The sequence below is a fragment of the Spirosoma validum genome (assembly GCF_014699035.1).
GTDB classification, from domain to species: Bacteria; Bacteroidota; Bacteroidia; order Cytophagales; family Spirosomataceae; genus Spirosoma; species Spirosoma validum.
Genome location: NZ_JACXAA010000008.1, coordinates 278538 through 302117, shown reverse-complemented (window position 1 = coordinate 302117; position 23580 = coordinate 278538). Strand labels below are relative to the sequence as shown.

Below are 23580 nucleotides of genomic sequence, written 5' to 3'. Positions count from 1 at the left end.
TACCTTCGTTCAGGTTTTCTGATCAACAAAGTTGTTGAACCCTTCGTAAAATCAATTCTGTACGGGTGGTTCGATAGTAAACGGATTCGTCCGCTCTTCTTTCTTACGTACCCCGAAATTATAACGTAGCGTTAAGCCCACTCGTCGGGTGTCGTTACGTCGTAATCCGTCCGCCGAGACAGAACCCTGCTGAAGAACAAACTGATAGTAGTTGGTAAAGAATAGGTCGTTGGCAGCCAGCGTGATCATGAGTTTATCCTTCATAAACTTTCGATTCAGCCCTATATTCATTCCTCCAAAATTACTTAGTTCATAGAATTGAAGCTGGCCACGGGTTCGAATGAAACCATTGACTGTCAGCGTCGAGCGATTATCAATTTTCAGGGAGTGATACGTAAAAAATGACCAGCTTCCCCGCTCAAAATTCAGTGGCTTGTTTTCATACATACCCGAATATTCATTGTAATTGTATTGTGCTCCGACAACAAAGAAATATCGGTTGATCGGCGGAATACCAGCTAGTATCCGAAAATACGTTTCCCGGTTGATACCAAGATTGTCGTACGTACGGTAGGCAACACTTGGTCTGGCGGGGTCCTGATAAACGACGTTCGTAAAAATATCGCGCGTATTATTCCGGCCAATCGCAAACAGCGGGCGATCCTCCATGCTGATATTTACTTCGTAATTTTCGGTGAACTGAGGACGTAATGCCGGATTACCACGCTCATACAGATACTGATCAACGTAACGGGCCGCCGGATTCAGGTAATCATAAGCCGGTCTTGTAATAGAACGCCGGTATACCAGATAACTACGTAACTCATAGCCTGCAATTTTCGCCACTTTCCGACTCAGGAAAACATATGGAAACAGGTCGGTTCGGTTGATTTTAAACGTCGTATCGGTCGGTATTCGTTGATGCCCATTCATGTTGGTATTTTCCAGCCGTAATCCCCCTTTTAACAGGAATGGACCAAATGTCTTGGACATCTGTGCATAGGCGGAATTGATATTTTCGCGGTACTCAAATGAGTTCGTTCGCCCGACATCGATTATCCGCTGATTCGTACGTTGGTTGAAATAATCCTGACGACTGTTGAACTGCTGCCAGGTAAGTTTCGCACCGGTTTCGAACGTAATGGTTTTCGTCAGTTTGTATTTTAAATCGGTCTGAATCGCTACCAGATGGCGTTGCGAATCAAAATTGCCATCGCCAGCGGTCCGGTTCCGCTCGGGCTGGATGTATTGCGTCGAAAAATCCTGCGTACCCCGGTTACCCATGAACGTATAGGAAAGGTCAGTTATCCATTCAGAACCGAGGGTGTCAAGTTTGTATTTAGCCGTTGCTCCCTGGGTGATCGACACTAGTCGATTAGTACCATCAATCTGATTTAGGTTATCAGACACCAGGCGACCAGTACTGACCTGGCTAATCTGATTACTATTGCTTGCCGATGAGGCTGATTCATTCCAGGAAAACCGCCCATCCAGATTCAAATCCCATTTCCGGGACGTTTCGAAACCAAGTCCATACCCTGCGTAAAAAACATGGGCCGGAAATGTCGTGTAGGCATCCTGCCGCAGTATGGAATCCGGTGAAAACGTTCGATTCGTTTGAATCTGTTCGTACGAATTACGATGCGTGTAATTCAAATTCAGATAAGATGAACGTCGGCCTTGGGTATTGTTCAGATTGAGTCCAACGTACTGATTTCCAAACCGACCCTGATTAAACCCCGCATTGACCGAACCCGTTAAGCCGAGACTAACCCCTTTTTTCAGGATGATATTCACAATACCGCCACTACTGCTTGCATCATAACGAGCCGACGGCGTCCGCAGAATTTCCATTCGGGCAATACTATTGGGCGGCAAACTTTTCAGAATAGACGCGATGTCGGACGCACTCATTTTCTGTTCCCGACCATTGATGTAGATCGTAGCCGGGGTTGTACTGCTCAGATACACATTTCCGTCCGGGTCAAGAAAGAGGCCGGGCGTTTTTTCCAGCAGTTCGTAGGCGCTCGTGCTGGTCGCAGCGATCGGCTCAGGGTCAACAATGGTCTTATCATCTTCCTGCCTAACCAGTGGCTTAGCCGCCGTTACGTATACAGACTGAAGCTGCACATTGTCGGGCGTCATCACCACGGTAAGTACATTCTGCATTTGTTGACTCGCGATTTCTTTCCGAACCGGTTTATAGCCAACCGACGTAACCAAGAGCCGATACGTTCGATTGGTTGCCAGACGAAAGAACGCGTTACCCGCCGTGTCGCTGATGGCATACAGCTTGCGGGTTGTATCGGCTCGATCGGTCAGTTGTAATGTAGCGCCGAAAACCCCACGCTTATCAGCCTCCTCAACATGCAGACGCAGTGAACCAGACTGAGCCAACAAAATGGATTGAGTCGTGATAATCAATAAAACCCAATGGAAAATAGCACGTAAAACTAGTGTCATAAATAAAGCTGCTACGTTATCCTGTAACCAATGTGCCGGCTAAAATGCCTGTCAAAAAAATAGCGTGCTCACAGAATTATGAGCACGCTATTCTCGCAAAATCTTTATTTCAGTTTCCCCATCTGTTCAACGTTCCGGCGCGTATCCAACCGACTGGACTGCGCCAGTTCCATCGATTTCTGAGCCGCCTTCTGCGCATCCCCATTTTTACCGCCCTGCCGGTAAGCTTCAGCTAATTCGTAATACAGGTCAGCCTGCTCTTTCGGTCCCGGTTTCAGCGCCAGTGCTTTATTGACCCATTTCGTTACGGTTGGGGCAGCTACTGCATCGGGGCTGTTTCGGTTAAAGAGCCGGGAAATATAGAGGTATTCCAGAACCGACATCTGGTTGGAATTGACCTGATTGTCCATACGCTCAACCGCTTTGGCAGTCTGATGAGCCCGGAAATAGGCTTTCACTTCCGGCAGCAAGGTTCGGTTGGCCGCGACCTTTGCATCAATGCCGATTTTGGTCAGGTCTTGCCGGATCTGCAAAATTTTGGCAATAGGAAACTGCTCACCCCGGCCGCTGAACAAAGACGACATCAGGATATTTTCGGCAACCTTTTGCGTTTGTTCAGCCCCATATGGTTTACGATAAGCGTCCAGATGACTCAGCATATACTGAAACATGGGATTCTCAGAATCCAGTATAAGTTTTTGCATGGCCAGCCAATTTGTTTGGTTGGTATACGTAGCAGGTGACGTCTTTTTGGCATAGTCGTTCATAGCCGCAATGTTGGCCGTCGTATCTCTCGTGATCCGGCTATACATCGCGTAATCGATCAGGAAATTGGGCGACCGTTCCCCCTGCTGATACCGCGATTTCATCGTCTGGCTACGTGCCTGCGGTTCCAGCGCATTGGTGCCGTGTCGGATCACTTCATCCGTCGAATTATTGCTCAACGCAAAGTGAACCAGATTCTGCTGCGGGTCGAAATAAAGGAACATGGGCAACGAGGGCACCAGCAACCGACGACTGTCTAAAAAATTTCTCGTGGCAGGTTGCCCAATATCTAATTTCGTGCTGATGAACTTTGCATTGTAGAATTTCCCAACCCGACTGTCGGCCAGCGTTGGAATAAAACTTTCGCAAACGTGACAGGTTGGTGAGTAAATCTCAACAAAAATGGGTTTACCAGCTCGCCGAGCTTCCTGAAACACCGTTTCTATTGGGGCCTGACGAAACTGAATGCCAGCTTTTTGAGCAAGCGCACTGGTCGCTACCAGAACTAGCAGAAGAATATTTTTCATAAAAAATGGGGTCGCATCAGGTAAATAAGTGCCAACCTACTAACGCCCGACAGGTCTACTCTACTATAAATTACGGCTGTTTTTCCTGCTGCTTAATTTCTTCTTCGAGTCGTTTGCTCAACACGCGGCACGTATTTTCGATGTCGGTAGCCATGCGCTGATCACCCGTTGCGTTTACGGCTGTATCGGCAATGCCGCTCATCATTTCGATCAGGAAACGTTTCATATCGACCACTTCCATATCTTTTGTCCAGAGGTCAATTTTGAGGGTACTATTGTGGTAATGATCCCATAGGGAAATGGCGATGGCTCTGGTGTCGCTTAAGCCTTCGTTGGGGTTATCTGTAGCTTCCCAATATATTTTTTCGGGAACATTCTGGTTATCTAACTCGACCGAAAAGTGAATATCTGATTTTTTCATAGCCACAAATTTACAGAACATCGACGGGAAATGTATGGCAATCCGAACGCTACGTAGCAAATGAACGTGCCGAACAATGGCATATACTAGCCTAAAAAACCTAAAATCCGGTAATTTTAGCGCAAAAGAAGCTTAGCCTCATGTATACCTTATACGCCATTCCAAATTGTGATACCGTCAAGAAAGCGCGCGTCTGGCTCGCCGGGCACGGAGTCGACTATCAATTTCATGATTATAAGAAACAAGGTATCGACCGAAACAGAATAGAACACTGGCTTACGCAGAAGCCCTGGGAGGAACTGGTCAATCGCGCCGGAACAACCTGGAAGAAACTTTCCGATGCTGACAAACCAGCGGATATGGAAGGAGCCATCGCGCTGATGATCGCCAAACCGTCGGTTATTCGAAGGCCGCTGATTGAATCAAATGGGCAGCTTATCGCGTTAGGCTTTAAAGCTGATGAGTACGAAAAAACATTCACCACGTAGTCCGGAAAGAAATATCAGCTACGTACTCAAGTTTGAGAGGTTATGCAAAAAAGAACACTGGATTCGCCCGAAGCTGTCCGACTTTTGGTCGATTCATTTTACGAGAAAGTTCAGGCTGATTCATTCATTGGCCCTGTGTTTACAGACGTAGCACAGGTCGACTGGTCGAAACACCTGCCCAAAATGTACGCGTTCTGGGAATCCATCATCCTCGGGAACAACGCTTACGATGGTCATCCGTTTCGTCCACATCTGATCGTCAATCAGAAACATACGCTCACCATCGATCACTTTGAGCGCTGGCTTCAGTTATTTTCGCAAACAATCGCAGAGAATTTTATCGGTGAAAACGCAGAACAAGTACGTCAACGTGCAACCCAGATTGCCCTGGTCTGGAATCATAAATTGGAGTACATCAACAATGACTCGTACATGGAAGAATAAAAAAACGCCCCGAAAGCATGAAGCCTTGGGGCGTTAAGCGTATGGGTTCTATTCGGCTACTGTTTCGAAAACACCCGTTTCAGCAGATCCGTAACCCGTGCGGCTGGATTTTCGCGGATTTTCTGTTCTTCCTGAGCGACTAAAACAAACAACCCGTCAACGGCTTTGCCAGTCGCGTACTCAGTTAGATTAGGATTTACCTTCTTCTGCACAAACGGCACCTTGTTATAAATATTTACCAGGTCGGTGTAATATTTTGTCGCGTTATTTTTCCTCAACGTACTATCGATAATGGGTGTAAACTCCGTAACCAGCTGCTGACCGGACGTTCGACGGAGATACTGTGTTGCCGCATCATTCTGCCCTCGCAGGATTCCTACCGCATCCTGAATACTCATTGACGTAATCGCTTTGACAAAAACAGGTGCCGCTTTCTTGGCAGCATCCTCAGCAGCCCGATTGAGTGATAATTCGAATTGATCAACCTGCTTGGTAAAACCCAATTGCCGAAGCTTCATCGCTACATTTTGTGCTTCGGGCGGGAAAGCAATTTTCAATAATGGATTTTTAAAATACCCATCCAACGCCGATGCCTGTGTGGCCCCATTATTTACACCGATACGTAACGCTTCTTTCAAGCCGGTTGCAATATCCGTACTCGTCAGACTACCCGACGTACCAGCAGCAGGCTGCGTCACAGCATCCAGGATTTTTCCAAAAATACCACCACTTGATGATTTCTGACGAGTCGAATCCTGAGCGAAACTAGTGGTACTGATTGTTAGAGCCAGCAAACCGGCGGTAAAAACATGTTGATTCATCATGGTGTTAATCAGATTGCCATTTTATAACGGTTAATGGCGCTAAATCGTTTTTTTGTACTTTTGACAGCAAAGAGCGGGTAATGTCAAATGAATAATAACTAATTATTTCTACAGGCTGCTAAGTAGACTTACCACCCTGCTCATAAGCCGTTTTCCATCAACATGATTAATACCATCCGTGCCGAAGTAATCACGATCGGCGACGAAATTTTGTTCGGACAAATTACCGACACCAATACGCAGTGGATTGGCACCGAACTAACCAATATTGGCATCCGTACCGTTCGTAAATCATCCGTAGGCGATCAGGCCGACGTTATTCTTCAGGTTTTGCACGAAGCGCACCAGCGGGCTGACGTCATCATCATAACGGGAGGACTTGGTCCCACGAAAGACGACATCACCAAGAAAACGTTATGCACGTATTTCGGAGTCGGCATGGTACGTAACGAAACAGCGCTGGCGTTAGTAACGAGTTTCTTCGAGAAGCGCGGTCGCGAAATGACCGATCTGAACCGAGCTCAGGCCGATTTACCTGCCAACGCTGTTTACATGCAGAACGACTGGGGAACGGCACCAGGTATGTGGTTCGAGTATGAAGGTCGGGTGTACGTATCATTACCCGGCGTTCCGTTCGAGATGAAGCATTTGATGACGAACCGGATTCTGCCGAAATTGACTCAGCACTTTCTGACGCCGATTATTAAGCATAAAATGATTCGGACAGTCGGCATTGGCGAATCGTTTCTGGCGGAACGTATCGAAGCCTGGGAAGATGCTCTGCCTGAGCACATTAAACTAGCTTATTTGCCTAGTTTTGGTGGAGTGCGACTACGCTTGACCGATACGGGAACTGACCTCGACCAGATTGACCGTGAACTGGCGGAACAGGTTCAGCTTGTTATGCCCATGATCGAGAAAAATGTATTTGGCTTCGACGATGATGAACTTGAAACCGTTGTTGGCAAGTTATTAAAGGAGAAGAAGCTAACACTGGGCATTGCTGAAAGCTGCACGGGCGGGTACGTATCCGCTCAGATTACCAAGGTGCCGGGTTCGTCAGCTTATTTCTGGGGAAGTATTGTCAGCTACAGTAACGCAGTTAAAGTAGCCCAACTCGGTGTTCAGCCCGAAACGCTGGAACAAGTAGGAGCGGTTAGTGAAGAAACCATCCGTCAGATGGCAGAGGGTGTCCGTAAAGCACTGGGAACAAACGTTGGTATTGCCACCAGCGGCATTGCTGGTCCCGACGGTGGCACACCTGACAAACCCGTTGGTACCATCTGGATTGCCTGCGCTACGGACCAACGTACCGTGACGCGCCTACTCAAGCTCGGCCAATACCGCGACCAGAACATTCAACTGACCACAACGTATTTGCTGAATATGCTGCGGGAAGAGATTTTATTAGTGAAGAATGAAGAGTGAAAAATGAAGAGTATCAATTACTCTATTCTTCACTCTTCATTCTTCACTCTTCACTACTAAAAACATGGCTCTCATTGACATGGTTATGCCCAAAATGGGCGAAAGTATAATGGAATGTACGGTCATTACGTGGCTTAAGCAGCCCGGCGATCGTATTGAAGCTGACGAGTCCGTATTGGAGGTAGCTACGGACAAAGTAGATACTGAAGTGCCTGCTCCCGTTAGTGGTGTACTCAGGGAGGTTTTGGTAAAGGATGGCGACGTAGTGGCAGTTGGCGCCCCCATTGCCCGTATCGAAACAAAAGCGGCTGTCGATAAAGAGACGAATCCTGAACCATCCAAGCCTGCTGAACACGTAGCAGAGGAAGCCGATCAGACTCCCAAAGGTATTGGCGACGTAGCGAACGTTACGGTCGATTCGGTCAATGCAGACGTTCCTGAACCAACTACATCCCAGGCCGCTCACGAACTGGAAGCCAGCATTCTGGCAATGAGCACTCGACCAGCCCCAACGGAGAAAGCAGTGGCGACCTCCGCTACGTCCTTGGCAAGTGATGTACCGGTCTCCGAACACCGGTTCTATTCCCCGCTAGTCCTGAATATTGCTAAAGAGGAAAACGTCTCCCGTGAAGAACTCGACCGAATTTCCGGATCAGGAGCAGAGAATCGCGTCACGAAGAAAGATATTCTTGCTTACGTACTGGATCGCGCGGAGGGAAAATCGCAGGAGGCAGGGGGCATACGGCATGAGGTAGAAAATTCAGTGCCTCAAACCCCGAACCCTTTGTCCTCTGCCCCACGCCCTCTGCCCCCTGCCACGTCCGTCAACGGCCAGGCGGATATTATTCAGATGGATCGGATGCGGAAGATGATCGCGCAACGGATGGTAGAATCAAAGCAGATTTCTCCGCACGTCAGCTCGTTCGTTGAAGCCGATATGACGCCGGTTGCACAATGGCGTACGCAGAGTAAAGACCAGTTCAAGAAACAAACCGGCGAAAATCTGACGTTCACGCCCATTATGATCGAAGCAGTCGTAAAGGCGATTAAAGACTTTCCAATGATCAACATATCGGTGGAAGGTGATACAATTCTGGTCAAAAAGTCGATCAATATTGGGATGGCTGTAGCTTTACCCAGTGGGAATTTAATCGTGCCGGTCATTCACAATGCGGATCAGTACAATCTTATTGGCCTTACCAATAAAGTGAATGACCTGAGCAGACGTGCCCGCGAAAACAAACTTACTGCCGACGATCTGGCGGGCGGTACGTATACCATCTCCAACATTGGCATGTTTGGTAATCTGATGGGCACGCCCATTATTGTTCAGCCGCAGGTAGCGATTATGGCGTTTGGCGCTATCGTCAAAAAACCAGCCGTCATTGAAACACCGCAGGGCGATTTTATTGGTATCCGCCAATTGATGTTCCTATCCCACTCCTACGATCACCGCGTTGTCGATGGTTCTCTGGGCGGGCAGTTCGTACGGCGCGTCGCCGATTATCTAGAAAAATTTGATACAACCTTAAAAATCTGACCGCTCCGGCGGCCTGGCGGAATTTAACTGTAGCCTGGACCGCTGGTCCGAGTAGCCGAAGGCTAAATTAGAGCTGGTTCTTTTATACACGGACCAGCGGTCCAGACTACAGCTAAATCCCGGTTCCAACTTATGAAACAACGAATTGCAATTGACATGGATGATGTCATGGCCGACACCCATGCCAAGTTTATCAAACTCTATCTGGAAGGCGAAATGCCTCGATATACGTTTGACGAGTTAAAAGAAAAATCATTTCACGAGCTGTTTGATGAACGCGAATACAAAGCCATTTCGGAGCGAGTACACGAACCCGGCTTCTTTCGCGATATTGACGTGATGGAAGGTGCTCAGGACGTCATTGCTGACCTGATGAAAAAGTATGACGTTTTTATCGCTTCGGCAGCGCAAGAATTTCCGAATTCATTACGGGAGAAATGGGATTGGTTACAAGAACATTTTCCGGCTATTCCCTGGCGTAACTATATTTTCCTGGGCGACAAGAGCGTATTGAGCACAGCCTATCTGATTGACGATTTGCCCCGTAACCTGCGCACTTTCCAGGGAGAAGGGTTACTCTTCGATGCGTTGCACAATCGGGAAGATCAGCAATTTAAACGCGTCAAATCCTGGCAGGACGTAGCGACAATTTTGCTGTAACCCCCCGGACCAGCGGTCCAGGTTACTTGCAAAGAAAAAGCCCCGAACTTATCGTTCGGGGCTTTTTCTTTGTGAGAGATAGTGTATTCTAAGCGTCTACTTCATCTCTGATTTCAACGCGCCGATCATGACCGACTTCATTCTGAGCCTTCTTCGCTTCAGCCGACGGTCGTAAACGGACGATATGCAGTTTGTGCAATAGGCCGATAACCGGATACGTTGGATCGAATTCGAACCACTTGGCACCAAAGTTGGCTGCATTTGGACGTTTGTGGTGATTGTTCTGGAACAATTCACCCATCATGACCACATCCAAAATCAACGAATTTTTCGACTGATCCTGGTTATCAAAGTTCGAGTAACCATATTTGTGTCCACTCCAGTTGATGATAGCGCCGTGTACCGGTCCCATCACAAAATGAACGGGTAACAGGAAGAAGAATGCCCAGTGCATATCCAGGTAGAGGAACGCAAAGACGTAGAATACACTGTAAAGCACCATCCAGCCAGCGCGGGAAAACCAGGAATCGCCAATTTTTTCGATAAAATTCCATTCTGGATAATTCCGGTCGAACTGCTTTTCAATAGCCTGCTTACGATGCAGTACAGCATTATAAATATCTTTAGTCTTCCACATCATCGTAAAAATGTTCTTCGTATGATGGGGCGAATGAGGATCTCTTTCTGTATCGCTAAAGGCGTGGTGCATCCGGTGTAACACAGCGTATGCCCGTGGGCTCAGATACGATGAACCTTGCGATACGTACGTTAGGGCATAAAAAAACCGCTCCCAAAATTTGCTCATCGAGAACATTTTGTGGGCTGAATAACGGTGTAAAAAGAACGTTTGGCAGAACAAAGACAGATACCAGTGCCCAATAAACGCAGCCAAGACAAAAATCACAGTATTTTTAATTAAGAAGGTGAACGCGACAGTGACTAAGAATAGTACTACAAAACTAACGAAATTAAAGTGAATTTAGGTCTGTTTCCCCAAATAATACTTTAGTTAATTACCGTTGTGGCATACTGAAGTAAATTAGCACCCATACGCAACGCCTGCTGCCGCACAGGTTCCGGATCATTGTAAACGCTTTGGTCTTCCCAGCCATTTCCTAAATCACATTCATAGCTGTAAAAACAGACCAATCGTCCCTGATAAATTAGTCCAAATCCTTGCGGAGATTTCCCGTCATGCTCGTGAACTTTGGGTAGACCATTGGGAAATTTAAACTTCTGCTGATAGACCGGGTGCGTAAACGGTAACTCTACAAACGATAGTTCCGGAAACACTTTCTTCATCTCACGCCGGATAAATTTGTCCAGACCATAATTGTCGTCGATATGCAGAAATCCGCCTGACAACAGATAGCGACGTAAATTCTGAACTTCGGCATCGCTGAACGTTACGTTGCCATGACCTGTCATGTGAATAAACGGATACCCAAAAATATCCGGACTACCTGGCTCTACAATATCTTCTTCCGGGAAGATGTTCATCCGCAGGTTAGCGTTGGCAAACTTAATCAGGTTGGACACGGAGGTTTTGTTGGCATACCAGTCGCCCCCACCATTGTATTTTAGCTTGGCAATTTTATACGCGTATGGACCTTGAGCAAGAGATACTGTGGCGTGGATAATGAATACTGCAATCAATAGTTTTTTCATACGTTCAGGAAGTTTAATAACTGGCAGGCCGTTAGCGCAGCCGTTTCGGTACGTAAGCGATTCGTACCGAGCGTTACCATCTGAAAACCAGCCGCAATCGCCTGCTGAATTTCTTTTTCGGCAAAATCACCTTCTGGTCCGATCAAAACAACGTATTGCCCCGTTGGAGTCGCCACTTTTGCTAAGTTAACCGGAGAATTATCATCAGGCAAATCCATGCTGGGCAAGTGCGCTATAAACCGTTGCTCCTCATCTACTGTTTTTATTAATTCGCTAAACGGCACAGCTTCGTCCAATTGGGGTAGGTACGACTGAAGCGACTGCTTCATGGCTGCCACTGCTATTTTCTCTAAACGTTCAAGTTTGAGTACCCGACGCTCGGAATGTTGCCCGAAAAAGAAACTAATTCGCTCGATGCCAACCTCAACAGCCTTTTCCACAAACCATTCAATACGATCCAGATTTTTGGTTGGTGCTACGCAAATTCGGACAGAAAACGGGCGCGGGGGCGTCGTTTGCGTGTCCATTATCCGAAACTGACAACGCCGGGCATCGGCCGACGTAATAACGGCTAAATAACGGTTTCCGTGCCCGTCCGTAACGTCTATTTTGTCTCCAATTCCCAGACGTAACGTTTTGATAGCATGGCGCGAATCATCTTCTCTTAGAAAAGCAACTGACCCCACCGAATCCACGCCGGGCTGATAGAATAAATGCATATAGAGCAAAAATACGTATTCAGCGAGTTGACTTCACTATTTATTAACAACATCAGACCATAACCAACGTAGCGATTCGGGTAAGATAGAGCCGCCATGTTTCCCGGTATGCCCTCCCGTACCGCCAACAAACTTGTAATCGTATTTGCTATATTTGAGAGCGGCCTCCATTTCCTGATTAGCCAGCCACCAGTTGCCGTGTTGATTGTCAAGATCGCTGCTTCCATCCTGCAGAAACACTTTGATATTACGTTTCGGCGCCTTGCGAATCAGCGACGGATAAACATAGCCACCTTTGATATTCGTGAAACTACCAATGTGACTCAGTACTTTATGAAATTGATCCGGTTTTTGCCAGGCTACCGTAAACGCACAAATCCCTCCCGACGAAAGGCCACAAACCGCCCGCATCGTTGACGAATTCGATAGGTTGTACTTTTTGCTTATTTCCGGAATTAGCTCATCTAGGAGTAAACGAGCGTATTGATCGGTAAGTGTGTCATATTCGAAACTGCGATTATCTGCCCGAAATGGTTCCTTCGGCAGTTCTTCACCATGCTGACCAGGATTAATAAACAAACCGATTGTAACGGGCATGGCTTTTTGATGAATCAGGTTATCGAACACAATCGGTACCCGAAAATCTCCGTCTTCTTTCACATACGTATGTCCATCCTGAAAGACCATTAGCGCAGCCGGATTCTGCGCATTATATTGAGCAGGTACATAGACGTAGTACTCACGAATTGTATTCGGGAACACCTTACTTTTCCAGACGTACTTTGTCACTTCTCCTTTTGGTACACCCGCTTGCCGTTGCGAATCAGGACCATACGTAACGGTTTCACTAACGGGTGTTTGTTGGGCATATATTTCATCAGCACGTAGCGTGATCGTACTACTAATCAGACAGATCAACAAAAGGTTTTTCATGCCAAATAAAGAGGTTAATCAGCTAAACCTACCGACCTTCTACCTAACGTAACGGACCGAAACGTCGGACCGCTCATCTCCGCCGTTTTTTTGTAACTTTGCGGGATACATTACGTGCTGTGAAAAAAGTTGCCTTTTATACGCTTGGCTGCAAGCTAAACTTCTCCGAAACCTCAACCCTCGCCCGTCTGATGGAACAGCACGGCTACGAGCGCGTGGAGTTCAATCAAAACCCCGACATCTTTGTTATCAATACTTGTTCCGTCACAGACAATGCCGATAAAAAATGTCGAAAAATCGTTCGCGAAGCTCAGAAAATTAACCCCGATGGCTATGTAGCGATTCTGGGTTGTTACGCGCAGCTGAAGCCGAAAGAGATTGCCGAGATTCCGGGTGTTGATGCGGTTCTGGGAGCTTCCGAAAAATTTCGGTTGCATGAGCTTATGGCTACGTTCGAGAAAGTACCGACTGGTCAACCGGCTCAGGTATTCAACTCACCCATTGAAGAAGCTATCGAGTATCATGCCTCCTACTCGCTTAACGACCGTACCCGTACGTTTCTGAAAGTGCAGGATGGCTGCGATTACCCCTGCGCTTACTGCACCATTCCACTAGCGCGCGGAAAGAGTCGTTCCGATACCGTTGCGAACGTAGTGCGAGCCGCTCAGGAAATCGCTGAACGTGGCGTAAAAGAGATTGTCCTGACGGGCGTAAATATTGGCGACTTTGGTTTGAGTAGTGGGCCCGGACTGGCGGACCAGCGGGAGGCTACTTTTTTTGATCTGATACGTGCCCTGGACGAGGTCGAGGGTATTGAGCGGTTCCGTATTTCAAGCATCGAACCTAATCTCCTGACCGACGAGATTATCGCTTTCGTAGCACAGTCGAAACGGTTTGTTCCCCATTTTCACGTGCCTTTGCAATCAGGGAGTAATCGCGTACTGGGTCTGATGCGCCGTCGCTACAAGCGCGAACTGTATGTTGATCGCGTTCAGAAAATAAAGGAGTTAATGCCCCACGCCTGCATTGGTGTCGATGTAATAGTTGGCCATCCCGGAGAAACGGGCGAGTTGTTTAAAGAAACGTACCAATTCCTGAACGAACTGCCGATTTCGTATCTACACGTATTCACATATTCCGAGCGCCCGAACACAACGGCTTTGGCCATAAAACCCACTGTGCCGGGTCATACCCGGGCTGAACGCTCAAAAATGCTGCACATCTTATCGGACAAAAAACGTCGTGCCTTCTACGATTCGCAGGTTGGCCGAACAGCTACAGTGCTCTTTGAGGAAGACGTAGAGAACGCCGAGCGTCGGACCGGACGTATGCAGGGCTTTACTGAAAACTATGTTCGTGTTGTCGCGCAATATGATCCGCTGCTCATAAACGAAACCTTACCCGTGCGCCTGACGGCTATAAACGCCAACGGTTTAATGGAGGCAGAAGAAAGCGAAGCAGTGCTGGAAACGCATTAACTGCGGCAACCCCGTCAAGTAAAAATCGTAATCCCCTATTGCGCAACTTTAGATTCGGTCAATAACTAACTCAATCTGCTTTAGATAGATTGTTAGATACTTAGCACTGGATGGGTCGTCGGGAAAGTGATTAGCGGAATAAAGTCGCCATTGGCCAGACTGCTTAGTGGGTGTGTTTAGGCAGTAATTTATCTCAATGAAGTGCCCATTGAGGTAATAAAGCTCCATTTTAGCTGTCGATCGGGTAACAACGGCTAAAAACGTAGCTGACTTCAGCGCAAGTTCAGCTAACTGGTAAGTTGTCAGTTGGTTCAACGTGTATTCGCTCATAGCATAAACGATTCGGACTCGTTTACCTATGACGTACTATTCGTCAATTCGCCACCCGAAAAGTGACTTAAGCTGTCACTTTTTTCCTCAGATACCCTCCTACAATTAACAAATTATTTAACGCAAACCGACGTTAATCCCAGCATTCCATAATGAGTAAATCGCCCGTTTGGGCTTCGATACGTACGAACCCATCTGTGGCTGCTTCATTACTACTACTAGTAAAATAACCCAGTTTTAACGTAGCATCCTGCAGGTTATATTTTAATCCTTCCGACCTAAAACCAGTTACGGTTCCAACCGGAATCAGCGAGATCGGTGTTCCGGCTTCATACCATTTCTCGAATCGACCAACCAGCGGAAAAATTTTGGAATGGTCGTCAATCATCACAATCCGAATCTTGTCTTTATAGCGAACGATGTTGGTCATGTTCGTAAGACTGTGATCAGCCCGGCGGCCTGTTGCCCAAACAATGTTCACTGCCGGAAAACCCCGTTCAATCAGGAATTCAATTCCTTTATCGAGATCCGTTTTGTTCTGGTCGGGAGTATGCACAACGTCCAGCGGATATTGCTGTGCCCGAATGGCGTCAAGGTCCAGGTTTCGATCGAAATCACCGAGCAACACGTCCACTTTTATACCTAATTCAAGCACTCGCCAAATGGCACTATCCAGCACGACGACCGTCGGACTCCATTCCAGCAACTGCCCCAGAAGCTCGGGTTGACAGGCTTCTCCATTAGCAATGAGCAGTGCAGGCTCCTGTTTATCGCGGATAACATGATGAGATGACATAGTTGGGCAAAGATATAGGGGCAAGTCGATCAATCCTGCTTAATTTTGTACGCTTTTAGACGACTCACTACGTTGCAACGCGTTTTTCAATTTTTTACTTTACCCCGCCTGATGGGGCTGTATATTTTTCTTTTCTGCCTGGCAGCGGTTCAGAATTTATTACTTGGTTTTGGCAACTACAACAACTACCTGATGTTTGCCAAACCGTTTCACAACTTGCTTCTGAACAAGAGCATCTACGGACTGCATCCTGAACTGTACTTCGACGACTACAAATACAGTCCAACGTTTGCCTGGCTGATGGGGCCTTTCTATTATATGCCCGTCTGGTTTGGCGTTATTCTCTGGAATCTACTCAATACGTTCGTCTTACTGGCGGGCGTTTGGTTTTACCTGTCCGACGAAAAAGATGCAGATCAGCAACGGCGCAAGGCTCTGCTGATTATCATTCTGGAAGCGCTTATTACGGCACAAAATCTGCAAAGTAACAACCTCATCGTGGGTGCTATATTGCTGGGATTGTATCACTTACGTAACGAACGAGTCTGGCAGGCGGCTTCCTTCTTTATGTTGTGCGGCTTCATTAAATTCTACGGTGCAGCGGCCGCTGGTTTCTTTCTTTTCTATCCCAAAAAGCCGCAGTTCATCCTGGCAATGATTACCTGGACCGTTTTATTTGCGTTTGCCCCCCTAACGCTGATCCCATTCAATAATCTGATGGCCGAATACAAGGAGTGGTTCCGGGTTGTAGTTGACAGTAAATTAGGGTTACAGGTATCGGTCATGGGGATTGCTGAAGCCTGGTTCGGCATGACTAAAACCGATGCGAATTATCGAATCATTGAAACCATTGGTGCTACGTTGTTTCTGCTGCCTTTCCTGCGGTTTACGCTCTGGAAAGATTGGCTATTCCAACGGCGTATGATCGCTTACTTTCTCCTGTTCATGATCGTGTTCAACAAAATGGCCGAATCACCAACCTACGTCATGGCCGTAACGGGCGTGGCTTTATGGTGGGTAACACTCGATTCGCCGACGGCTCTGGACAGGATCTTATTAGCACTGGTCATTGTCTTTACCTCGCTATCGCCCACCGACATTTTCCCGCCCGCCGTTCAAAAGTATTTCTTCCAGCCCTATAATATTAAAGCCGTTCCCTGCTTACTGGTTTGGGCTCGGATTCAGTATCAAATCTGGATGCAGCCTAAAACAACCAGCATCCAGTTACAGCACATCTCGTAAAATTTTCTCAATATCAGCCGGGCTATCGACGGTCGGGGTCTGATAGCTTGTTTCAATCAACTTAATCCGATAGCCTGCTTCCAGCCAGCGTAATTGCTCTAACGATTCGGCCTGCTCGAGTGGAGATGGGGGTAGTTGAGTAATCGCTTCCAGTATGTCGGCACGGTAGGCGTATAATCCAACATGGCGATGGTATTCGTGGTGTTCGTGCCACTGATCGGGTTCTATACCCCATAAATAGGGAATGGCCGCGCGACTGAAGTAAAGTGCTTCGTTCTGCGCATTAATGATGATTTTGGCTTCCTTCAGGTCATGTAGAATCTCCGCTGAATCAACTGATGCCATTTGCGTAGCCAGTTCAACTGTTCCATCCAGAATGGTAGCTAATTCATCAATCTGTGCCGGATCGATAAAAGGCTCATCGCCCTGAATATTGATCACGTAATTCGACGTATCGGCAGCTAGAGTACCTGACTCTACTAGTAAATTATAAGCCTCCCAGCAACGATCAGTACCGCTAGGATGATCGACACGGGTCATGACGGCTTCATACCCTAGTCGATGTACAGCTTCGGCAATACGATCGTCATCGGTTGCGACTACGACTTTCGCTAATAATTTGGCTTGACTGGCTTGTTCCAGTACCCGCTGAATCATGGATTTGCCACCAATGTCCGCTAACGGTTTGCCAGGAAAACGAGTTGACCCGTAACGGGCAGGAATAATACCAATGATCATACGGGAAGTATCTGTGATTTGGGTTCTGGACCAGCAGCACCAACGGTCCAGTACGTTGGTTCGATGGCTTGCCGCTGTTGGTAATATTGATCGTAGACGGGGCGGTAGCGCAACCGTTCAGCCATGACCGTATCAAATTGGCCGAGTAGGCCTAATATAAGTTCGCAACCTTCCCGTACAGCAAACTGGCCGCTCTGGTTACCTGTTATGTAATCAGCCAGCCCATTTTGGATAACGTAGTTGGTAAAGAGTGGATTGGCATTTCGACGTATCATGACCCGGACACCGGCTATTTCAGCTACGGACAAATCGAGCGCATCATCAAAGAAAAATGCGACTTCCTGCGGCTGCAATTTATGCTCATCCAGAAAATGCGCCAGTACCTCTACTTTATGTTTCGCCTGTGAGTAGCAAGCATGAAAATGCTCCCTTTGCACAAGTCCGTCGGCCAGTACGTTCGTTACGCCCGTTACGATGGCGACAACGGGCAATTGCTGGTTGTGATGCAACCAGAACCCGAAACGGAGTAGATTCGTACCCATCGAATCCACTTCACTGAACGAACTACTGCCCGAGCCGGTTTTGACACCATCGTTAAATACGCCATCCCAATCGAACACAATAGCCCGTATGGATTTAAGCTTTTCCGTTAACGTAGCAACGGGTGTGATAAATTGACCACCGAGCGCGGTGAAGGTTTGTTCGATTTCAGTCATTTCGTGATGTCGGGTTTTTGAACCTGACACTGTTACTAATGCGAAAAAATGTCGGGTTCTCAAACCCGACATCACGACAATCATTTTACATTCTCTTTCACTACGCTAGCTCTGGCAGAGTGTTCCGGTATTTTACTTCCACAGCGTGCAGTTCAAGCAGCGGCTTCAGGAATTCTTCCAGATAGCGAATATCTAGTTGACTGGCGGCATCGCAAAGCGCTTCAGACGGACAAGTGTGCGTTTCTACGAATAAACCATCCACACCCGCTGCTACGCCCGCACGGGCCAGAACCGGCAGGTATTCGCGCGCACCACCTTTTGCGTCGGCGGATGGGATACCATACTTACGAATGGCATGCGTTACGTCGAACACAACCGGATAATTGGTACGTGCCATGTGATAGAAACTACGCGGATCAACCACTAAGTCGTTGTAGCCAAAAGTGTATCCCCGTTCGGTCAGGATGATCTGATCGCTACCCGAATCTTCGACTTTCTTGACCGGATGCTTCATATTTTCCGGCGCCAGAAACTGCCCGTGCTTGATGTTCACGACTCGACCTGTTTTAGCAGCCGCTGTAACCAGCATCGTTTGCATACACAGATAGGCCGGAATTTGCAGTACGTCGACGACTTCTGCAGCGGGTGCGCACTGGTCTGGATAGTGTACGTCGGTCAGAAGTGGGAAGCCAAATTGCTCTTTTACTTTCGCCAGAATCTGCATCCCTTTTTCCAGGCCAGGACCGTTGTAATAGTTCAGGCTGGAGCGGTTGTCCTTCTGAAACGATGATTTATAGATGATTTTAATGCCGACCCGCTCCTGAATTTCACGGAGTTGCTCAGCCACTGTCATCATGATTTTTTCGTCTTCAATAACACACGGACCGCTGATAAGAAATAACTCATCCGATCCGCATTCGATGTCGCCAACGCGAACGATTTTTTGAGACATTGATTTGTCGTTTTTAAATAAGTTGACTGTCATCCCCCTGAGGTTTCAGAAAGGAATTAAGCAAAATAAGGCCGGCACCAACCATGACTGATACATCAGCCATATTGAAGATGCCGGTTTGAAGAATACCGAAACTGATGTGCAGGAAATCAGTTACCGAGCCGTATGCCATCCGGTCGATAATATTACCAATGCCGCCACCAATGATAAAACACGCACCAATGACAAATAGGCGGGGCGTATTGAATTTGAACAGCAAATAGGCAAATCCTAAAATGATAGCAAGTACGGGCAAAGCAAGTAACAGTATACTTTTAAGCAGTGGTGGCCATGAATCGCCCAAACTTAAGAAAGCGCCTGTATTTTCGACCTTTGTAATAGTCAGATGGCTGTTCAAAAGCTGGATGCTTCCGCCATAGCCCATCTTTTCTCTAACGATAGTTTTCGACACCTGGTCGCATCCGATGTTCACCGATACGGTAAGGATAATGAAGGCAATTCTAAGTAGGTTCTTCATCAGCTATCGGCAAAAGTTTACTACAAACGTCGAAACAGATCTTTTAGCAGATCAATTGTGATGACCTCCTGCCAGTTGTCGCCAATAGCGTGTAGCCACATATGCGGCAGATTGTATGATACGTGCGCCATCTGTGTAAGGATATCGTCACTCCAGTCTTTCGATAAACCTTGCGGTAAATCGATCTGGTGATACGCGACCATTTCTTTGAACTCAGCTACACCCTGCGGATAATAATCCTCCAGATGATTCATGATCAGGCAGTTGGCGTAACAGTGCCGCGTTCCCAGAATCTTCGACAGACCGTAGCTCAACGCGTGACAAACGCCTACTTCGGAGTACGTCAGACTAAGCCCACCCATCAGCGAAGCGACCATCAGTTTATCATCATTTTCAGGCGTCTGGCCAGAGTTTTCGCCCAGGTATACTTCGCGGCAGAGCTTCATGGCCTGCTCAGCGTAAGCATGCGAATACGCGTTGTTCATCCGGCCATTCTCCGACTCAATGCAATGAATGTACGTATCCATGCCGGTATAGAACCACCAGTTACGCGGTACACTGGCAATCAGTTCAGGATCAAGAACAACCTGATTGAACACCGTCCATTCACATTTAAGACCCAGTTTTTTAACGGGGCCAGTCAGTACGGCGGTCATCGAAACTTCGGCTCCAGTACCGGAAATGGTAGGTACGCCAACGTGATAAATACCCGGTTTTTTGATCAGGTTCAAGCCCTGGTAGAGCGTCGATGAGCCTTCGTTGGTCAGCATTAGCGACAGTGCTTTCGCAATATCCATGATACTGCCGCCACCAATACCGACGATCCCCGACGGCAGGCCTTTCTTCGCCAGAATTTCGTCGCGAAGTTGATCGATCTGATCGGTGGTTGGCTCGTGTTCTTCAACGCTGATGTAATACGTTACATCTTCGGGATGAACTGGAACGCGACCTTCGAGGGGTTTACCTTTGAAATAGTTATCGACCAGAAAGACAAAATATCCTTCGTTGTCTGCTCGTTTTGGGGCTAGAATTTCGTCGAGTTGAGAGAAGCATCCGCGACCGAAAACCGTTTTCTCGATCCCCTTGAAGTTTTTATGCGTGGTTTGTGTCTGTGCAGCTACCATTTTGTTGTTAAGCCATAAAGGCGGAGAAATTATGCTTCAACCAGGGTGGCTTTCCGAACAGCCGCTTCGATGTTAGAAGCTAGTTTATCTACTTCTTCCGTTGACCATGACGCCCGAATACCAAACGAAATCAATCGACCGATAGTCGCTTGTGCATTAGGAATATCGAGAGTCGAATAGTCCTGTGGAACACCGAATTTTTGTATGGCCAGCGCCGAAGCCGTCCGCATTTGCTTGATGTGATCCCACTGGTTGATGAAATGATACATATTCGTGAACCAGTAGTTGAACCCGCCCACGCCCGCAGCGTTCAGTTCAGCGACGGTACGTTGTGCAGAATCCGTATCGGCTAGTAGCAGATTCAGGAATGTAGCGGAATCCCCGTCCGCGTCCGGAATTCGCGCAAATGACAGACCTGGTACGTTCGCCAGTGCCGACATCAGCCGAGTTTTGTGCGCATTGTTGTTCTTGATAATCTCGGGTACCCGGCGTGTTTGCACTAGGCCAACCGCGGCATGAAGTTCACTGATCCGGTAGTTGAAGCCTAGAATCGGGTGTTGTTCCATGCCCCGGTTTGAGCCAACGTGGTCGTGCCCATGATCGGAATACGAATCAGCGTGTTTATACGCAGTTTCGTCATTCGTAACCATGATACCACCTTCGCCCGCCGTTGCGATCTTGAAAAAATCGAACGAGTATGCGCCGGTCTTACCCCATAATCCTGTTGACGTTCCTTTGTACGATGCGCCCATCGCCTGGCCAGCATCTTCCACCAAGACTAAATTATGCTCATTCACAATAGTCATAATCGCATCCATGTCAGCCATTTGACCACACATATGCACCAGGCAAATGGCTTTGGTTTTGGGCGTAATGACCTTGCGAATGCCTTCAGCGCTCAGACAAAGCGTATCGTCAATATCAGCGAAAACGGGTAGAGCACCAATCATCAGTACGGCTTCGACTGTAGCGATGTACGTGAAAGGCGGCACAATGACCTCATCGCCCGCGCCGATCCCGGCAGCAGCTAAAGCGCACAAAACGGCGGTCGATCCGCTCGACACAGCATGCGCGTATTTGGCACCAACAACTTTAGCGACCTCAGCTTCGAACTCGCGAGCTTTGTAGATATTGTTACGTTGTGCTTCGTGATTATACCGAAACAGGATGCCGGTCTCAAGCACATCGTTGATTTCCTTGCGCTCGGCCGCTCCAAAAAATTCCATTCCTGGCATATCAAAATCAGTTTAGAAGGTCGCTTCGGCAATGTGATTTTTCAAGCGAACCTATTTTTTGCAAAAGTACAGCTTTTTGTAGAGACGCAACCCCTCGCGTTTCATATCCGGATGGTTTCGGCGGATGCACAAGAGATGTAATACCTTGCGTCTCTATATCAATATGGAATTCGCTTTTCCAATGCTATCCATTCCTGAAAAACCTTATCGGCTTCGTCACGCAGGAGTTGGTGCATCGGAATATGGCGCTGTTCGCGCGTTTTGTCTAATTCTTCATAAATAAACTGATCGTCGAAACCCGCTCCGGCGGCATCGGAGTGAAACGCTCCGTACACAATCCGGCTGGGTCGCGCCCAGTAAATGGCGCCTAAACACATGGGGCAAGGCTCGCAGGAAGCATAAAGCGTACAGCCTTCCAGTTGAAACGTACCGAGATTTCGACAAGCATCACGAATGGCAACGACCTCCGCATGGGCCGTTGGGTCATTAGTTGACGTGACCTGATTGCACCCGCGCCCTATGATTTCCCCATTACGAACAACAACCGAACCAAATGGCCCACCCTGTCCGGTTGTCATGCCTTCGCGAGCCAATTGGATAGCCTCGCGCAAAAAATATTCATCCTGGTTTGCCATTATGTATTAGCGAAACGAAGTCGCTGGTTTTAAGCGTATGTCAAGTCTCAAAGAGCAGCCACGTATCGTGTAACGGCTAATTGCGCAGCTGTGTTTTTCTGGAATGTTTCCGGAGCCAGTGCATCCCGCAACGATTCGTAAAGGTACATGACCTCCCATAAACTACTCACCAATACATCGCGGTCGGGCATGGCCACGGTCTTTCGAAGTCGGGCGAGTTCCGTTACGCCAAACGTCGTTTCCGCCCGACGAACTCCGCGCGGTAGACTCGAATTTTTGAGGTGCAGCATCGGCCCGATCACCGCATTACGCACAAAAGCCAGAAAATCAATCGCTTCAAAATATTCCCCGCGACCAATCTTCAGGGCGGCATAATGTGCCCAAATCCAAAAACGATCTTCGGTATATTGGAAGTCAAAGGGTGGATATTGCGCCGTCGATTGCTGAATAATGTTCGTCAAAATTTCCTCACGCTCCCAGAGAACAATCGGATCTTCAACCCGATCATGAAATTCACCGGGCGTTAAGAACTTGATATCCACATGCAGCAGTGATGATTCATAAAGCGCAATCAGCAACCGGGGCTCGCCCACATGATCGCCCTGAAAAGACGCCAGCAAAGACCCTAATTTTGCTGCGTATACCTGCATATTTTCCAGCTCAGGTGCTATTTTTTGATTCGTCACCAGCACCAAGTCAAGGTCCGAATATGCGTCTACGTCGCCTGATGCCCAGGAGCCGCCTGCCGCCAAACCGACAGCATCGGGGTCCTGCTGAATCGACTCAATGGCTTTTGTAATGAATGTCCGAAACGGTTGTAAATGAGGTTGCATCGCTACGTTGCACTCAGTCCAGTGCGATTAGTAAATTATCGCAGAACGGCGCAAAATTCTGATTAGTTCATGTAAAGCTTAACTTTCCAAACAGCCCTGAACAG

The 23580-nt window shown here is 47.7% G+C and carries 25 protein-coding genes; 7 read left to right on the top strand and 18 right to left on the bottom strand.

Annotated elements, in window-relative coordinates:
- Positions 1-51 precede the first annotated feature (51 nt).
- The 3 genes from IC230_RS21660 to gldC all read right to left on the bottom strand — a co-directional run bounded on the left by IC230_RS21660 (position 52) and on the right by gldC (position 4176).
- Positions 52-2463 (bottom strand): outer membrane beta-barrel protein, encoded by a 2412-nt coding sequence (locus IC230_RS21660; RefSeq protein ID WP_191041137.1) that lies wholly within the window; start codon positions 2461-2463, stop codon positions 52-54.
- 104 nt (positions 2464-2567) lie between these two features.
- A complete protein-coding gene (locus tag IC230_RS21655; RefSeq protein WP_191041136.1) occupies positions 2568-3755 on the bottom strand; it encodes a DUF255 domain-containing protein in 1188 nt (395 codons plus the stop codon).
- Positions 3756-3825: 70 nt separating this feature from the next.
- On the bottom strand, positions 3826-4176 hold the full coding sequence (gene gldC / locus IC230_RS21650; RefSeq protein WP_191041135.1) for a gliding motility protein GldC: 351 nt from the start codon (positions 4174-4176) through the stop codon (positions 3826-3828).
- 140 nt (positions 4177-4316) lie between these two features.
- Between gldC and IC230_RS21645 the strand changes: the two genes are divergently transcribed.
- Both IC230_RS21645 and IC230_RS21640 read left to right on the top strand, forming a co-directional pair.
- On the top strand, positions 4317-4664 hold the full coding sequence (locus tag IC230_RS21645; RefSeq protein ID WP_191041134.1) for an ArsC family reductase: 348 nt from the start codon (positions 4317-4319) through the stop codon (positions 4662-4664).
- A 42-nt stretch (positions 4665-4706) separates the two neighbouring features.
- Positions 4707-5108, top strand: a complete 402-nt coding sequence (locus IC230_RS21640; protein WP_191041133.1) for a group III truncated hemoglobin — start codon at positions 4707-4709, stop codon at positions 5106-5108.
- A 56-nt stretch (positions 5109-5164) separates the two neighbouring features.
- On the opposite strand, the gene IC230_RS21635 is transcribed toward IC230_RS21640, so the two are convergent.
- Complete coding sequence (locus IC230_RS21635; protein ID WP_191041132.1) at positions 5165-5932, bottom strand: DUF4197 domain-containing protein; 768 nt, start codon at positions 5930-5932, stop codon at positions 5165-5167.
- 162 nt (positions 5933-6094) lie between these two features.
- On the opposite strand from IC230_RS21635, the gene IC230_RS21630 reads away from it, so the two are divergent.
- The 3 genes from IC230_RS21630 (at position 6095) to IC230_RS21620 (ending at position 9560) form a co-directional block, all read left to right on the top strand.
- Positions 6095-7360 (top strand): competence/damage-inducible protein A, encoded by a 1266-nt coding sequence (locus IC230_RS21630; RefSeq protein WP_191041131.1) that lies wholly within the window; start codon positions 6095-6097, stop codon positions 7358-7360.
- A gap of 64 nt (positions 7361-7424) precedes the next feature.
- Entirely contained in the window at positions 7425-8900 is a 1476-nt protein-coding gene (locus tag IC230_RS21625) for a dihydrolipoamide acetyltransferase family protein (protein ID WP_191041130.1), read from the top strand.
- A gap of 132 nt (positions 8901-9032) precedes the next feature.
- Positions 9033-9560, top strand: coding sequence for a 5' nucleotidase, NT5C type (locus tag IC230_RS21620; RefSeq protein WP_191041129.1), 528 nt, complete (start codon positions 9033-9035; stop codon positions 9558-9560).
- A gap of 88 nt (positions 9561-9648) precedes the next feature.
- On the opposite strand, the gene IC230_RS21615 is transcribed toward IC230_RS21620, so the two are convergent.
- From IC230_RS21615 to IC230_RS21600, 4 genes are all read right to left on the bottom strand, one after another.
- Complete coding sequence (locus IC230_RS21615; protein WP_191041218.1) at positions 9649-10461, bottom strand: acyl-CoA desaturase; 813 nt, start codon at positions 10459-10461, stop codon at positions 9649-9651.
- A gap of 104 nt (positions 10462-10565) precedes the next feature.
- The gene (locus tag IC230_RS21610) at positions 10566-11228 is read right to left on the bottom strand and encodes a DUF4159 domain-containing protein (protein WP_191041128.1); all 663 of its coding nucleotides are present in this window, start codon (positions 11226-11228) and stop codon (positions 10566-10568) included.
- Positions 11225-11947 carry a 16S rRNA (uracil(1498)-N(3))-methyltransferase gene (locus IC230_RS21605; RefSeq protein ID WP_191041127.1) on the bottom strand — a complete coding sequence of 241 codons (723 nt, stop codon included), beginning with the start codon at positions 11945-11947 and terminating at the stop codon, positions 11225-11227. The genes IC230_RS21610 and IC230_RS21605 overlap by 4 nt, the downstream gene beginning before the upstream one ends.
- A gap of 36 nt (positions 11948-11983) precedes the next feature.
- Positions 11984-12880 (bottom strand): alpha/beta hydrolase, encoded by an 897-nt coding sequence (locus tag IC230_RS21600; RefSeq protein ID WP_191041126.1) that lies wholly within the window; start codon positions 12878-12880, stop codon positions 11984-11986.
- A 119-nt stretch (positions 12881-12999) separates the two neighbouring features.
- On the opposite strand from IC230_RS21600, the gene mtaB reads away from it, so the two are divergent.
- Complete coding sequence (gene mtaB / locus IC230_RS21595) at positions 13000-14358, top strand: tRNA (N(6)-L-threonylcarbamoyladenosine(37)-C(2))-methylthiotransferase MtaB (RefSeq protein ID WP_191041125.1); 1359 nt, start codon at positions 13000-13002, stop codon at positions 14356-14358.
- A 48-nt stretch (positions 14359-14406) separates the two neighbouring features.
- Here mtaB and IC230_RS21590 read toward each other — a convergent pair whose 3' ends face one another.
- Together IC230_RS21590 and IC230_RS21585 are read right to left on the bottom strand one after the other, a co-directional pair.
- On the bottom strand, positions 14407-14688 hold the full coding sequence (locus IC230_RS21590) for a hypothetical protein (protein ID WP_191041124.1): 282 nt from the start codon (positions 14686-14688) through the stop codon (positions 14407-14409).
- 133 nt (positions 14689-14821) lie between these two features.
- Positions 14822-15484 (bottom strand): thiamine diphosphokinase, encoded by a 663-nt coding sequence (locus IC230_RS21585; protein ID WP_191041123.1) that lies wholly within the window; start codon positions 15482-15484, stop codon positions 14822-14824.
- A 45-nt stretch (positions 15485-15529) separates the two neighbouring features.
- Between IC230_RS21585 and IC230_RS21580 the strand changes: the two genes are divergently transcribed.
- Positions 15530-16726 (top strand): glycosyltransferase family 87 protein, encoded by a 1197-nt coding sequence (locus IC230_RS21580; protein ID WP_223860755.1) that lies wholly within the window; start codon positions 15530-15532, stop codon positions 16724-16726.
- Here the strand turns inward: IC230_RS21580 and kdsB are convergent.
- From kdsB to IC230_RS21540, 8 genes are all read right to left on the bottom strand, one after another.
- Positions 16709-17464, bottom strand: coding sequence for a 3-deoxy-manno-octulosonate cytidylyltransferase (gene kdsB / locus IC230_RS21575; RefSeq protein WP_191041122.1), 756 nt, complete (start codon positions 17462-17464; stop codon positions 16709-16711). The genes IC230_RS21580 and kdsB overlap by 18 nt on opposite strands.
- Positions 17461-18180 (bottom strand): phosphatase, encoded by a 720-nt coding sequence (locus IC230_RS21570; protein ID WP_191041121.1) that lies wholly within the window; start codon positions 18178-18180, stop codon positions 17461-17463. The genes kdsB and IC230_RS21570 overlap by 4 nt, the downstream gene beginning before the upstream one ends.
- 100 nt (positions 18181-18280) lie before the next feature.
- The gene (gene kdsA, locus IC230_RS21565) at positions 18281-19132 is read right to left on the bottom strand and encodes a 3-deoxy-8-phosphooctulonate synthase (protein ID WP_191041120.1); all 852 of its coding nucleotides are present in this window, start codon (positions 19130-19132) and stop codon (positions 18281-18283) included.
- Between the two features lie 13 nt (positions 19133-19145).
- On the bottom strand, positions 19146-19649 hold the full coding sequence (gene lspA, locus IC230_RS21560) for a signal peptidase II (protein WP_191041119.1): 504 nt from the start codon (positions 19647-19649) through the stop codon (positions 19146-19148).
- 20 nt (positions 19650-19669) lie between these two features.
- The gene (locus IC230_RS21555; RefSeq protein WP_191041118.1) at positions 19670-20773 is read right to left on the bottom strand and encodes an iron-containing alcohol dehydrogenase family protein; all 1104 of its coding nucleotides are present in this window, start codon (positions 20771-20773) and stop codon (positions 19670-19672) included.
- Positions 20774-20802: 29 nt separating this feature from the next.
- On the bottom strand, positions 20803-22008 hold the full coding sequence (locus tag IC230_RS21550; RefSeq protein ID WP_223860754.1) for a DegT/DnrJ/EryC1/StrS family aminotransferase: 1206 nt from the start codon (positions 22006-22008) through the stop codon (positions 20803-20805).
- A gap of 158 nt (positions 22009-22166) precedes the next feature.
- On the bottom strand, positions 22167-22643 hold the full coding sequence (locus IC230_RS21545) for a nucleoside deaminase (RefSeq protein WP_191041117.1): 477 nt from the start codon (positions 22641-22643) through the stop codon (positions 22167-22169).
- 47 nt (positions 22644-22690) lie between these two features.
- Positions 22691-23476 carry a nucleotidyltransferase domain-containing protein gene (locus IC230_RS21540; RefSeq protein WP_191041116.1) on the bottom strand — a complete coding sequence of 262 codons (786 nt, stop codon included), beginning with the start codon at positions 23474-23476 and terminating at the stop codon, positions 22691-22693.
- Positions 23477-23580: the final 104 nt, after the last annotated feature.